Below are 12,859 nucleotides of genomic sequence, written 5' to 3' on the forward strand. Positions count from 1 at the left end.
ATGACCATTTTTAGGGAAGTCTTGAGAAAGGGAGGGAAGGGTTAGAAATTGGTAACAAAATTATACTGATGCGCATGAGGCTTGGGCAGGCCTACTTTGTGACTGTGGCGGCCTTTGTGGTCAGTAATGCGTCGTGCCGCTAAACCAGCACTGCGCCCGGCGCGGGCAAGCACGGCAGGCTGTTAGAATGGCGCACTTTTTCTGCGGAGAGCTGCCGTGACTGACGCCACACATACCTACCCAACCCGCCTGCGCAGCGTGCGCGATTACATTCGCTGGGCGGTCAGTCGGTTTCATGGCGAGGAGCTGTTCTTCGGCCACGGCACTGACAACGCCTGGGATGAAGCTCGCCAGCTGGTACTTGGCGCCCTGCATCTGCCTTACGAAATTGCCGACAGCTACCTCGATTGCCGCCTGGAAGACGATGAGCATGCGCACCTGCATGCCTTGCTCGCACGACGCATCGACGAGCGCGTACCGACTGCTTACTTGTTGGGCGAGGCCTGGTTCTGTGGCATGCCGTTTATGGTCGATGAGCGTGTGCTGATTCCGCGCTCACCGATTGCCGAGCTGATCGAGCAGCACTTCGAACCCTGGCTGGCCATGGAACCGGCGCGGATTCTCGATCTGTGCACCGGCTCGGGCTGCATTGGTATCGCCTGCGCCTACGAGTTTCCCGAGGCCGAAGTGGTGCTCGGTGATCTGTCGTTTGAGGCGCTGGAAGTGGCCAATCAGAACATCGAGCGTCATGGCCTGGATGAGCGCGTGTACACCGTGCAGGGCGATGGTTTTGCCGGGCTGCCGGGGCAGCGCTTTGACCTGATCGTTTCCAACCCACCTTATGTGGATGCTGAGGATTTTGCCGATATGCCGGCCGAATACCAGCACGAGCCTGAGCTGGGTCTGGCCTGCGGCGACGATGGCTTGGACCTGGTGCGGCGCATGCTCGCGGAGGCGGCGGATCATTTGACCGAGAAAGGCATGCTGATTATCGAAGTCGGTAATAGCCAGGTGCACGTCGAAGCGCTTTACCCGGAAGTCGACTTCACCTGGCTGGAGTTCGAACGCGGCGGTCACGGCGTATTCCTGCTCGCGGCCGCGCAATGCCGCGAGCACCAGGCATTGTTCCGTCAGCGCCTTTAAGCAGGCGGTTACAAACTACCTGCGTTGTCATCGCTGCGTTAAAAACAGGCTCAAAGTGCTCATTTACAACTCGTAAACTCCGCTTTTTCGCCTGTTTTTGCCTTGCGCTGGTTGCCTCGCCAACGTTTTAACGGCCTGCTAACGCAGGACGAGATGGCGGCTCAACAGGGCGCGCAAAGCGGCCGGCTTGACCGGCTTACTCAGGTAATCGAGGCCGGCGGCATGTACCTGAGCGATCAGCTCGGGGCGGCCGTCGGCGCTGATCACCACACCCGGTAGCGGTTCACCCAAACGCGTGCGCAGCCAGGCCATCAGCTCGGTGCCGGTTTCGCCGTCATCCAGGTGATAGTCCACCAGTGCCAGCTGCGGGCGCACGTTTTCACTTAGCAGGTGATCGCACTCCAGGCGGTTGCGCGCCGTCCACACCTGACACCCCCAGCGTGACAGCAGGCTGTGCATGCCGGCGAGGATGCTGTCCTCGTTGTCGATGCATAGCACCTGGATGCCGACCAGCGCCTCGCCATGGTGCTCGGGTTGGCTGAGCAATACGGGTGGGTCGGCGTGCAAGGCCAGGGGAATGGTGACGCTGAATACGCTGCCTTTGCCCGGCCAGGAACGCACTTCCAGCTGGTGGCCGAGGACACGGCACAAACCATCGGCAATCGCCAGGCCCAGGCCTTTTTCGGCGCGGGTCTGGTGGCTGTCCAGGCGTTTGAATTCCTCGAAAATCACCTTGCGCTTGTCGTCGGGAATGCCCGGGCCGCGATCCCAGACTTCCAAGCGCAGCTGCTGACCCTTGCGGCGCACGCCGAGCAGCACACGGCCCTTGGCGTAGCGGAAGGCGTTGGTCAGGAAATTCTGCAGAATGCGCCGCAGTAGTTTGATGTCGCTGTCGACCCGCAGACGGCTGCCGCGCAGGCGAAAATCCATGCCGTGTTCGGCGGCCAGCACTCTGAACTCCGCCCCCAGGGTGTCGAACAAATTGTTCAGCACAAAGGCATGACGGTCCGGAGTGATACGGCCGTTTTCTAGGCGTGAGATATCCAGCAGGTCGCTGATCAGGTCTTCGGCTGAGCGCAACGAGCTGTCCAGGTGGCGCACCAGTTCGCGGACGTCGGCGGGCAGGGCATCGTCCTGGTGGGACAGGGCGGCGGAGAACAGCCGCGCGGCATTTAGCGGCTGCATCAGGTCATGACTGACGGCGGTGAGAAAGCGGGTTTTCGACTGGTTGGCGGCCTCGGCCACCCCCTTGGCTTCGGTCAGCGCCAGATTCAGTTGCGACAGCTCCTGGGTGCGCTCGCTGACCCGCTGTTCCAGGCCTTCATTGGCGTCCTTGAGCGCGCGCTCGGCTTCGCGGAACTCGGTGATGTCGGTGAAGCTCATGACGAAACCGCCGCCGGGCATGGGGTTGCCGATCAGCTCGATCACCCGGCCGTTGGGGAACAGCCGTTCGGAGGTGTGCGCCGTGCCCTGACGCATCCAGTACAGGCGTTTGCTGACGTGCTCCTCGATATTGCCGGCGCCGAGCAGGCCGCGTTCGGCGTTGAAGCGGATCAGCTCAGCTACCGGGCGGCCGACATACACCTGGCCCTCGGGGTAGTTGAACAGCTCAATGTAACGGTGGTTCCAGGCCACCAGGCGCAGCGATTGGTCGACCACGCTGATGCCCTGGGTGATGTTCTCGATCGCGCCTTGCAACAGTGCGCGGTTGAGCTGCAGCACTTCCGAGGCTTCGTCGACGATGCGAACCACATCCTCGACCTGCATTTCGCGGCCTTCGATGGCCGCCTTGACCACCGCGCGGGTCGATGAGGCACCGAGTACACCGGCCAGCAGCCGTTCGGTGTGGGCGATCCATTCACTGTTGGCGGTCTGGTTAGGGTCGAAGCCCTTGCCCTGGCGGTAGGCAAACCGCATAAAGCTCTGCCGCGCGCGGTCTTCACCGACAAAACGGTTGGCCAGCAGCAACAGGTCGCCGACCTGCACTGCGAGCATGCTGCGGTTGCTGGGTTTGTTGCCCAGGTCATGGCCGATAAAACGCCCAGCCTGCCAGTGCTCGGCCACCCGGGTGCGCGAGAAGTAGGAGACCCAGGCAAACAACAGGAAGTTGCCGGCCAGCGACAGCACCACCCCACGGGTCAGCGGGTCGACCTGAAAGCCGATTGGGCCGTACAGCAGGGTTTGCACGCCCGGCAAGGCATCCGCTGGCCAGCCCAGGCCGCGCGCCACCAGCGGCATAACCAGGGTGTAGAACCAGATCAGCGCACCAAAGAACAGCCCGGCGAATACGCCCTGGCGGTTTGCCTGCTTCCACACCAGTGCGCCGAACATCGCCGGAGCCAGCTGGCCGATGGCGGCGAACGACACCTGGCCGATGGTTGCCAGGCTGGCGTTGGAGCCCAGCAGGCGGTAGCAGACATAGGCCAACAGCAGGATGACCACAATGCTCACCCGTCGTGCGGTCAGCATCCAGTAGCGGAAGGCTTCAAAAGGCCGTTCGGTATTCTGCCGGCGCAGCAGCCAAGGCAGCAGCATGTCGTTGGAAATCATCGTCGACAGCGCTACTGACGCAACAATTACCATGCCGGTGGCCGCCGACGCGCCGCCGATAAAGGCCAGCATGGCCAGCGCGGGATGGGCTTCGGCCAGCGGCAGGCTGATTACGAAGGAGTCAGGGGTAACGCCGGCCGGCAGCAGCATCTGCCCGGCCAGGGCGATGGGCACCACAAACAGCGCGGCGAGTATCAGGTAGGCAGGGAACACCCAGCGTGCCAGGCGCAAATCCTTGGGCTCGATGTTCTCCACCACCGTCACATGAAACTGCCGCGGCAGGGCGATGATGGCGATCATCGCCAGGCCCGTCTGGGTCATCATCGCTGGCCAATTGACGGTTTGTTCCCAGAATTTCTCCAGCCCGGCGTTGGCTTTGGCCTGGTCGAACAGGTCGGCAAAACCGTTGTACAGGCCGTAGGTCACAAACGCGCCGACGGCGAGGAAGGCCAGCAGTTTGACCAGCGATTCGAAGGCAATTGCCAGAACCATACCGCGGTGGTGCTCGGTGACAACCAGGTTGCGTGTGCCGAACAATATTGTGAACAGTGCCAGCACCAGCGAGACGATCAGTGCGGTGTCCTGGGCACCGGTGCCGTTGGCGCCTGCGCCGGCACCGCTGAGCAGGTTGACCCCAAGCACGATGCCTTTGAGCTGCAGGGCGATATAGGGCAATACGCCGACCAGGCAGACCAGCGCTACTACCACCGCCAGCGCCTGGGATTTGCCATAGCGGGCGGCGATAAAGTCGGCAATCGAGGTGATGTTTTCCTGTTTGCTGATCATCACCATTTTCTGCAGCACCCAAGGTGTGAAGACCAGAATGATGATCGGCCCAAGGTAGATCGGCAGATATGACCAGAGCTGTTCGGCGGCCTGGCCTACCGCGCCGAAAAACGTCCAGCTGGTGCAGTACACCGCCAGTGAAAGGCTGTATACCCAGGCTCGAATTTTCGGCGGCATGGGCGCAGCTCGGCGGTCGCCGTAGAAGGCGATGGCGAACAGAGTGGCCATGTAAATCAGCGCAACCGCGGCGATCAGCCCGCTAGACAGGGTCATGCAAACTCCGAAAACAAACTGTAGGGGGCTGCCAGGGTCTTATCTGGCAGCGCAGCGGCTGCCAAAGAACCTGTCTCGGAACGCGCGAGCTAGTGCGAGACAAGGCAAGAGTGGCCGAGGAAGCGGAGTTTACTGCTGTAAATGAGCATTCCGAGGCCAGTCTTAACGCCGTATCGCCGAAGCGCAGCAGCTCCGAGACTGGTTCTGAGCCTACTGCATATGATTTGTCTTAGTCTCGCAGCAAAGTGACGGTGCGTCAGGCACGACCAAGGTCGCACTGGCGTAGAACTTGTTGCTGTTGCTGTTGCTGTTGCTGTTGTGGATTGTGCACACTTGCCGGCCCTGTTAGCGTGTCGCGCCTGCGACTCTGTCCGAGGAGGGACCCTATGTTCAAGCCGCAACTAATTACCCTGCAACGTGGCGGATTGCGTATCGAACCCATGGTCGATGCCGATATTCCCGCCTTGATCAGTCTGGCCGAAGCCAATCGCCAGGAGCTGATCTATATGAGTGGCAGCCAGCGTCTCGACTGGTATCGCCAGGGCTTGCTCGAGCAGCGTGAAGGGCGGGCCTTGCCCTTTGTTATTCGCCTGGGCGACCAGTTGGTGGGCACCACCCGTTTCGGCGACTTTATGAACACCTTGCCGGCAACGGAGATCGGCTGGACCTGGCTGGATCGCAGCCAGCATGGCACGGGCCTCAACACCATCATCAAATACCTGATGCTCAAGCACGCTTTCGAACACTGGGGGCTGGTACGTGTACAACTAAAAACCGCTGCCAGTAATCTGCGTTCGCAGCGCGCCATCGAAAAGCTTGGGGCGCTGCGTGAAGGCGTGCTGCGCAACCACCGCCGCCTGGCTGACGGGCGCCTGGACGACAGCGTGCTCTACAGCATCACCGACCATGACTGGCCGGCGATCAAGCTGCAGCTGGAGGCGCGTTTCAGCGGTTGAGGCATGGCGCAGGCAGGTACTGAGCAAACACGCTTTTGGCAATCACGTGAGTTGGACGGTGTGGAGTTGCTCCACGCACACTATATCGAGCAGCGCTTTTCGCCTCATGTGCACGAAGGCTTTGTTTTTGCCGTAATTGAGCAGGGTGCCCACCGTTTTCAGCATCGCGGCAGTGAGCATCTGGCTCCTGCCGGCAGCATGATCCTGATAAACCCGGACGAGCTGCACTCCTGCTCAAAGGCTCATGATCAGGGCTGGCAATACCGCGCTTTCTACCCCGAGATTGAGCAGGTTTGCGAGGTATTGGCTGAGCTGGAGCTGGAGCGCGGCGGCCTACCCAGTTTTGCCGGCAGCGTGTTGCATGATGCGCCGCTGGGTCGGACGTTTGCCGACTTGCATCGTCTGCTGGAGAGTCCGGCCAGTGCCTTGCAGCAGCAGAACGCCTGGCGTGAAGCGATTTTGCTGTTATTTCAACGTCATGGCCGCGTTCCTGCGGGCCTCACCCCTGGTCATGAGCCACAGGCTGTGGCGCTGGCCAAGGAGATGCTGGCCAGTCAGTTGGCGGCGCCACCGTCATTGGAAGAACTGGCGCAGGCGGTGGGCTTGTCGCCGTTTCATTTCGCCAGAGTGTTCCGCCGCGCCACCGGCTTGCCGCCACACAGCTGGCTGATGCAGCGCCGTCTGGAGCAGGCTCGGGCGTTATTAAGGAATGGTTGTGCGCCGCTGAGTGTGGCGATGCAGTTGGGTTTTGCCGACCAGAGCCATCTTAGTCGGCAGTTCAAACAGGCCTACGGCGTGGCGCCGGGGCAGTATCGCCAGGCTCGCGCCATTCGCTAGCGCGTAGCAATCCAGATCAGTAGCCCCGCCTGAAACACGCAGAACGCCACCAGGCAGGTGATGGTAAAGCGCAGACCGCCGTCTTCGCGTTTGAACACTTCGATGCGTTCTTCCAGTTTGCGCACTTTCACGTCCTGCTCGCGCAGGCTCTGGTCGGCCTGTTGCAGCATGCTGGCGGCGTCCAGTAATTCAACGATCTGCACCTTTTCCGTGTGCCAGTCGCCATGCAGCGAGCTGACCCGTGGCGCGCCGCATTGCGCCTTGATCTTTAGTGGGTCGAGGTATTCGACCACAAAGCCCTGGGCCTGAAGGCAGTGGTCACGGCGGGCGCGCGCTTCATCACTAAAGGCATCCTTGCTCGCCAGTTGGGTGTTTTCCACCTGGTAATGAGCGAAGTGCTGGCGTGCCCAGATAATCCCCTGAGCCAGCATAAAGCGCCCCAGGCCACGGTTTTCCGGTTGTACCAGCAGGCCAGTATCGGGGCCGAAGCGCACCGTGCGCTGCTCGTGATCGGCCCAGACTTCGAGAATGTTCTGTTCCTTGCGTACACGCTGACCGGGGAGCTGCAAGGTCAGACGCAGCAGGCTCTGCTGCTTGCCCAGGCGCTCGACGCGGCCTAACTGGATAAAACGCAAGGGCCGTGCGCCAGTGTGGCGGTCGGTAGGCAGAGCGGCCAGGCGCAATAGGCGAAAGTGTTCGGGCGGCAGATCGGCCCAGGGATGGGCTTGCTCGGCGACTTCCTGGGCGGCGGTGTCGGTAGCGGTTTGTGGTTGTGGGTTGTCAGTCATACACGGCGATCCTGTGCGCGACATCTTCAGGTGTCGCCTGATGCGCTTATTGGCTGCCGCCCGGCTAACTGGAGGCTGGCTTTTTGCCGCTGCGCTGGATGAACTGGGCGATCTGCTCGCCCAGTCCTTGTGCCAACGGTAGCCGAGGATTGTTGTAACTGGCCAGTTGCGTCGGTAAATCCAGCGCGCTGATGCGCAGCATATGGTTCATGCCGGGGATGATCAGCAGCTCGGCATCTGGCTTGGCGGCCTGCAAGGCGTGGGCATCGGCGACACTGACCTGAATATCGTGGCTGCCTTGTACGATCAGCGCAGGAATCTGCAAACGGGCAAAGGCCTGGCCTGGGTTCTGCCGCAACAGCGTGATCAGATAGGGCTGTACGCTCGGACGAAACAGCACTTGCAACTGCTTGGGTATCTTGGGGCTGAATTGCCCGGCCAGCAGGCGGTCGAGCACTTGGTTGCTTTGCGCCAGCAAATGCGGTGGTAGGCGGGATGCGAGTTGTTCACGTAAGAGTTGATCAATCGGCCGTGAGCTGCCGGCAATTGCCACCAGGGCATCGGCCTGCGCCGGTTCGGCAGCCAGGCTGGCAATCAGCGCACCTTCGCTGTGGCCGATCAGAATCAGCCGGTCAAATGCCGGATCAGCCCTGAGCAGCCGTGCCCAGTTCACCGCATCGCTGACATAACCCTCGACACTCAGGTCGCGTTCATCCGGGGTGGCCGCGCGGCTGGCGGCCACCCCGCGTTTGTCGTAACGCAGGCTGGCGATGCCCTGTCTGGCCAGGCTCTGCGCCAGGCGTTTGAGACTGTCGCTCTGGCCGCCTTCAGGGTTGTTGCCGTCACGGTCGGTGGGGCCGGAGCCGGCAATCAGCAGCGCCACGGCCACAGGTTTGGTGCTGCTGGGCTTGAGCAGCGTGCCATACAGCGTGCCCTGGTCGGTCTGCAGGCGCATGGGTTGCTGCAGGCTGCTATGCGCGGTGTTGCTCTGTGCGACGTCGGGGGCGGCTTGCAGCAGGGCGCTGCAGAGAAAAAGGGGCAACAGCAGAGCTCGGGTCATGGAAAGGAACTGCCAAGGATGAGCCTATTGGACGTTTATCCGCCCTGAAGGTTCGAGGATGATCTGGGCGAACGCCACGGGTATACTCGCCGCCTTTACTCAAATGGGGTTTTGCGCCGGCTGGCGTAGCCTCGGAGCTGATTTTCGCGGAGCGTTTTGCACATGTCCGGCAATACCTACGGCAAGCTGTTCACTGTCACCACCGCTGGCGAGAGCCATGGCCCGGCGTTGGTCGCCATTGTCGATGGTTGCCCCCCAGGCCTGGAAATCAGCCTGGAAGACCTGCAACGTGATCTTGATCGGCGCAAACCCGGCACCAGCCGCCACACTACACAGCGCCAGGAAGCCGATGAGGTGGAAATCCTTGCCGGGGTGTTCGAGGGCAAGACCACCGGTTGCTCGATCGGCCTGCTGATCCGCAATACCGACCAGAAGTCCAAGGACTACTCGGCGATCAAGGATTCCTTCCGCCCGGCCCACGCCGATTACACCTATCACCATAAGTACGGCGTGCGTGACTACCGCGGTGGTGGCCGCAGTTCGGCGCGCGAGACGGCCATGCGCGTGGCCGCTGGTGCCATCGCCAAGAAGTACTTGGCCACTCAGGGCATCGTGATTCGTGGCTATATGAGCCAGCTGGGGCCAATTGAAATCCCGTTCAAGACCTGGGACAGCGTCGAGCAGAATGCCTTCTTCAGCCCCGATCCGGACAAGGTGCCGGAGCTGGAAGCCTATATGGATCAGCTGCGCCGTGATCAGGATTCGGTCGGCGCAAAAATCACCGTGGTTGCTGAAGGTGTGATGCCGGGGCTGGGCGAGCCGATTTTCGACCGTCTGGACGCCGAACTGGCCCATGCGCTGATGAGCATCAACGCGGTCAAGGGTGTGGAAATCGGTGCGGGTTTCGCCAGTGTGGCGCAGCGCGGCACCGAGCACCGCGACGAGATGACCCCGGAAGGTTTTCTCTCCAACAACGCCGGTGGCATCCTCGGTGGCCTCTCCAGCGGTCAGCCGATTGTGGCGCACCTGGCCCTCAAACCGACGTCGAGCATCACCACTCCGGGGCGCTCGATCGATATCCACGGCAACCCGGTGGATATCATCACCAAGGGCCGTCACGACCCCTGTGTGGGCATCCGCGCCACGCCGATTGCCGAGGCGATGATGGCCATCGTGTTGATGGACCACCTGCTGCGCCATCGCGCGCAGAATGCCGATGTGCGGTTCAGCACGCCGGTGCTGCCACAGCTGTGACTGCCCGCGTAGGTTGGATTGAGCGCAGCGAAGCCCAACGGCGGTCGACTCGGCAGCGCAGAAAGATGATTTATCGAGTGTTGGGCTTCGTCGCTGGCTCCTCAACCCAACCTACGTCTGGGTAAACCATGCCTTCTGTGTTGCCCTATTGGCGTCTGTCCGGTTTCTACTTCTTCTATTTCTCGCTGCTCGGCGCCACCGCGCCGTTTCTCGCGCTGTATTTCGATCACCTGGGGTTTTCTGCTGCGCGAATTGGCGAGCTGATCGCCATTCCCATGCTCATGCGCTGCATCGCACCGAATATCTGGGGTTGGCTGGGTGATTACAGCGGGCAGCGGCTGGCTATCGTGCGTTTTGGTGCACTGTGCACGCTGCTGTGTTTTGCCGGCATCTTTATCAGCCAGAGCTACGCCTGGCTGGCGCTGATCATGGCGCTGCATGCGTTCTTCTGGCATGCGGTATTGCCGCAGTTTGAGGTGATCACTTTTGCCCATCTCAAGGAGCAAGCGGCGCGCTACAGCCAGATCCGCCTGTGGGGCAGCATCGGTTTTATTGTCGCGGTGGTCGGCCTGGGCAAGTTGTTCGAGCTGCTGAGCCTGGACGCCTATCCCTGGGCGCTGATTCTGATCATGAGCGGCATCGTCCTGAGCAGCTGGTGGGTGCCCAATGCGCAGCCGCAGATACGCCCCAACACTCTGGAGCAGGGCGGCTTTCTCCAGCAACTGCGGCGGCCGGGGATACTCGCTTTCTACCTTAGCGCCGGGCTGATGCAGTTGAGCAATGGCCCGTACTACACCTTCCTCAGTTTGCATCTGGAAGCACTCGGCTATTCGCGAGGGGTGATCGGCCAGCTGTGGGCGCTGGGTGTGCTGGCCGAGATCGTGCTGTTTATGTTTATGGCCCGCTTGCTGGCGCGCTATTCCCTGCGTACCGTGCTGCTGGCGAGTTTTCTGATTACCGCCGTGCGCTGGCTATTGCTGGGCAATCTGGCCGGGCATCTGCCGGTGCTGCTGTTTGCCCAGTTGATGCATGCCGCAACCTTTGGCAGTTTCCATGCGGCGGCCATGCATTTTGTTCAGCGCAGCTTCGCCGACCGCCAGCAAGGCCAGGGCCAGGCGCTGTATGCCGCGCTGGCGGGTGTCGGCGGGGCATTGGGAGCGTTGTATTCCGGCTACAGCTGGCACAGCCTCGGCGCGGCCTGGACCTTTGCCATCGCCAGCCTGATTGCCCTGGCGGCTGCGGTGATCACCGCGTGCTATCTGCGTGATGAGCGGCCCTAGACTTGATTATCTGAATTGAAACTGTACGAGAGCCTTGAGCATGAGCAGCCTGACCGTCTACCACCAGTCTTCGCCCGAGTACCCGAACAAGCTGCTGACTCACCTCGAGGACATTGCCAGCACTCTGGCTGCTGTTGGTGTGCAGTTCAGTCAGGTGCCGGTTCAACAGGCGGTCACGGCCGGTACAGCCAGTGATGAACTGCTGGCGGCCAGTCGTGTGCAGATCGACCAACTGATGACCGCGCATGGCTACACCAGTGCCGAGGTCCTTAGCCTGTGTGATGAGCGCGGTGAAGGCAGTGAGCTGGCCCGTAGCCTGCGCGCGGAGCAACGCTGTCAGCCGGCTCACCTGCATTACTACCTGGCCGGACGTGGCCTGCTGGCGCTGCACATCGGCGAGTACGTCTACAGCCTGTTGTGCGAGAAGGGCGACCTGGTGCGGTTACCCGCCGGCACTGCGCATAGGTTCGACGGCGGCGAGCATCCGCGCTTTGCCGTTTTGCGTCTGTTTGACAGCCCCCAGGTGGCGGTTTTTACCCCACTAACCGGTGATTTTGCTGCCGCCTTTGCGGGGCTGGATGACTGCTGATAGGTAAAGCGCCTGAACTCTTTTGCCCAGCGTCTATCCTACGTAAGCGATCCCTTCGCATAGGAGCGACACCATATGGGTTCAATGTTCAACGGCTTACTGGGTTTGGTCATTCTAGCGCTGGATATCTGGGCGATTCTGAGCGTGATCAAAAGCAACGCCGAAACGGGCATCAAGGTGCTGTGGATATTGTTGATCGTCTTGCTGCCGGTGATCGGTCTGATCATCTGGGCGCTGATGGGGCCGCGTGGCACGGTCAAGTTCTAGCAGGCCGTTGAAAAACTACCTACGTTGGCGATACGGCGCGTGGCTGTTGGTGCTGCATCTGCTGGGCGGCGCGGTTCAGGCCAGCCATAAGTCCGCCTGGACCGCGTTACGTGAAGGCCGCGCCGTGCTGCTGTTGCGCCATGCCACAGCGCCCGGCACGGGTGACCCGGCGAATTTTCAGCTAAGTGATTGCCGCACTCAGCGCAATCTCAATCAGCAAGGTCGTGAGCAGGCGCAGCGCTGGGGACAGTTGTTGCGTAGTCAGTGGATTGAACCACGTCTGCTTAGCAGCCGCTGGTGCCGCGCTCAGGACACGGCCCGCGAAATGGGTTTGGGCGCAGCAGAAACACTGCCAGCCCTGGACTCCTTCTTTCAAACACCCAATACCGCCCGTGAGCAGACCGCTGCGCTGATCGAACAGATCAATGCACAACCGCGTGGTGCGTCGCTGGTGCTGGTCTCCCATCAGGTCAATATCACCGCGCTGACCGGCATTTATCCGGCGTCTGGCGAAGGGTTGATTCTGGCGTTACCGCTAGAGGCTCCGGCGCGCGTGCTGGCGCGAGTTCAGCCCTAGGCTAAATGCTCAGCAACCGCTGTTCCGGCAGCTGCGCCCCTTCCAGTTTGAGCAACAGCGCTTTGCGCGGCAGGCCGCCGGCATAGCCTGTGAGGCTGCCGTCACGGCCAATTACCCGATGACAGGGAATGATGATGGCTATCGGGTTGGCGCCATTGGCCGCACCAACGGCGCGCACGGCCTTGGGCCGCGCGATCTCGGCGGCGAGGTCGCTGTAGCAACGGGTATGGCCAAACGGAATGGCCTGCAACGCTTGCCACACCGCCTGCTGAAACGCTGTGCCTTGCGGCGCCAGGCGTACTTCGAAGCGCCGCCGCCGCCCGGCGAAATACTCATCCAGTTGCCGGCACACTTCATCCAGTTCATCGGCAGCGCGGCTCCAGTGTTCGCCGATATCCCAGGGCTTGTCATCGATATCCATCAGCAGTTGCTGTAAGCCGGTTGCGTCAGCGACCAATAACAGACGGCCAATCGGACTGTCGTGGTAGCGGTAGAACAT

General features: G+C 61.4%; 12 protein-coding genes. 8 read left to right on the top strand and 4 right to left on the bottom strand.

Annotated features, from left to right (window positions below; all coding sequences use genetic code 11):
• Nucleotides 1-216: 216 nt before the first annotated feature.
• Nucleotides 217-1,143, top strand: a complete 927-nt coding sequence (prmB, locus tag BLW24_RS18275) for a 50S ribosomal protein L3 N(5)-glutamine methyltransferase (RefSeq protein ID WP_090385405.1) — start codon at nt 217-219, stop codon at nt 1,141-1,143.
• Nucleotides 1,144-1,281: 138 nt separating this feature from the next.
• Here prmB and BLW24_RS18280 read toward each other — a convergent pair whose 3' ends face one another.
• Nucleotides 1,282-4,752 (bottom strand): hybrid sensor histidine kinase/response regulator, encoded by a 3,471-nt coding sequence (locus tag BLW24_RS18280; protein ID WP_090385411.1) that lies wholly within the window; start codon nt 4,750-4,752, stop codon nt 1,282-1,284.
• A 386-nt stretch (nt 4,753-5,138) separates the two neighbouring features.
• Here BLW24_RS18280 and BLW24_RS18285 point away from each other — a divergent pair, with 386 nt between their 5' ends.
• The gene (locus tag BLW24_RS18285; RefSeq protein WP_090385415.1) at nt 5,139-5,708 is read left to right on the top strand and encodes a GNAT family N-acetyltransferase; all 570 of its coding nucleotides are present in this window, start codon (nt 5,139-5,141) and stop codon (nt 5,706-5,708) included.
• A 3-nt stretch (nt 5,709-5,711) separates the two neighbouring features.
• Nucleotides 5,712-6,545 carry a helix-turn-helix transcriptional regulator gene (locus BLW24_RS18290; RefSeq protein WP_090385419.1) on the top strand — a complete coding sequence of 278 codons (834 nt, stop codon included), beginning with the start codon at nt 5,712-5,714 and terminating at the stop codon, nt 6,543-6,545.
• Here the strand turns inward: BLW24_RS18290 and BLW24_RS18295 are convergent.
• Nucleotides 6,542-7,333, bottom strand: a complete 792-nt coding sequence (locus BLW24_RS18295; protein WP_090385424.1) for a hypothetical protein — start codon at nt 7,331-7,333, stop codon at nt 6,542-6,544. The genes BLW24_RS18290 and BLW24_RS18295 overlap by 4 nt on opposite strands.
• A 64-nt stretch (nt 7,334-7,397) precedes the next feature.
• Entirely contained in the window at nt 7,398-8,393 is a 996-nt protein-coding gene (locus BLW24_RS18300; protein WP_090385425.1) for an alpha/beta hydrolase, read from the bottom strand.
• A gap of 162 nt (nt 8,394-8,555) precedes the next feature.
• On the opposite strand from BLW24_RS18300, the gene aroC reads away from it, so the two are divergent.
• From aroC to BLW24_RS18325, 5 genes are all read left to right on the top strand, one after another.
• Nucleotides 8,556-9,647 carry a chorismate synthase gene (gene aroC / locus BLW24_RS18305; RefSeq protein WP_090385431.1) on the top strand — a complete coding sequence of 364 codons (1,092 nt, stop codon included), beginning with the start codon at nt 8,556-8,558 and terminating at the stop codon, nt 9,645-9,647.
• 128 nt (nt 9,648-9,775) lie between these two features.
• Nucleotides 9,776-10,927: an MFS transporter gene (locus BLW24_RS18310; protein ID WP_090385437.1), complete on the top strand. Its 1,152-nt coding sequence runs from the start codon at nt 9,776-9,778 to the stop codon at nt 10,925-10,927.
• A 40-nt stretch (nt 10,928-10,967) separates the two neighbouring features.
• Nucleotides 10,968-11,516, top strand: coding sequence for a 1,2-dihydroxy-3-keto-5-methylthiopentene dioxygenase (locus BLW24_RS18315; RefSeq protein ID WP_090385444.1), 549 nt, complete (start codon nt 10,968-10,970; stop codon nt 11,514-11,516).
• A gap of 75 nt (nt 11,517-11,591) precedes the next feature.
• Nucleotides 11,592-11,783: a PLDc N-terminal domain-containing protein gene (locus tag BLW24_RS18320; RefSeq protein WP_090385447.1), complete on the top strand. Its 192-nt coding sequence runs from the start codon at nt 11,592-11,594 to the stop codon at nt 11,781-11,783.
• Between the two features lie 49 nt (nt 11,784-11,832).
• Complete coding sequence (locus BLW24_RS18325) at nt 11,833-12,360, top strand: histidine phosphatase family protein (protein WP_244161195.1); 528 nt, start codon at nt 11,833-11,835, stop codon at nt 12,358-12,360.
• A 1-nt stretch (nt 12,361) separates the two neighbouring features.
• Here the strand turns inward: BLW24_RS18325 and BLW24_RS18330 are convergent, their stop codons facing one another.
• On the bottom strand, nt 12,362-12,859 hold the full coding sequence (locus tag BLW24_RS18330; protein ID WP_090385452.1) for a methylated-DNA--[protein]-cysteine S-methyltransferase: 498 nt from the start codon (nt 12,857-12,859) through the stop codon (nt 12,362-12,364).

Origin of the sequence: Pseudomonas anguilliseptica, assembly GCF_900105355.1 — a bacterium.
Classification (GTDB): Bacteria; Pseudomonadota; Gammaproteobacteria; order Pseudomonadales; family Pseudomonadaceae; genus Aquipseudomonas; species Aquipseudomonas anguilliseptica.

Excerpts from the sequence above, each read along its gene's own strand:
- BLW24_RS18320 (WP_090385447.1), top strand. The coding sequence starts at position 11,592 with ATGGGTTCAATGTTCAACGGCTTACTGGGTTTGGTCATTCTAGCGCTG.
- BLW24_RS18330 (WP_090385452.1), bottom strand. The coding sequence starts at position 12,859 with ATGTTCTACCGCTACCACGACAGTCCGATTGGCCGTCTGTTATTGGTC.
- BLW24_RS18315 (WP_090385444.1), top strand. The coding sequence starts at position 10,968 with ATGAGCAGCCTGACCGTCTACCACCAGTCTTCGCCCGAGTACCCGAAC.
- BLW24_RS18310 (WP_090385437.1), top strand. The coding sequence starts at position 9,776 with ATGCCTTCTGTGTTGCCCTATTGGCGTCTGTCCGGTTTCTACTTCTTC.
- aroC (WP_090385431.1), top strand. The coding sequence starts at position 8,556 with ATGTCCGGCAATACCTACGGCAAGCTGTTCACTGTCACCACCGCTGGC.
- BLW24_RS18300 (WP_090385425.1), bottom strand. The coding sequence starts at position 8,393 with ATGACCCGAGCTCTGCTGTTGCCCCTTTTTCTCTGCAGCGCCCTGCTG.
- BLW24_RS18285 (WP_090385415.1), top strand. The coding sequence starts at position 5,139 with ATGTTCAAGCCGCAACTAATTACCCTGCAACGTGGCGGATTGCGTATC.
- BLW24_RS18280 (WP_090385411.1), bottom strand. The coding sequence starts at position 4,752 with ATGACCCTGTCTAGCGGGCTGATCGCCGCGGTTGCGCTGATTTACATG.
- BLW24_RS18290 (WP_090385419.1), top strand. The coding sequence starts at position 5,712 with ATGGCGCAGGCAGGTACTGAGCAAACACGCTTTTGGCAATCACGTGAG.
- BLW24_RS18295 (WP_090385424.1), bottom strand. The coding sequence starts at position 7,333 with ATGACTGACAACCCACAACCACAAACCGCTACCGACACCGCCGCCCAG.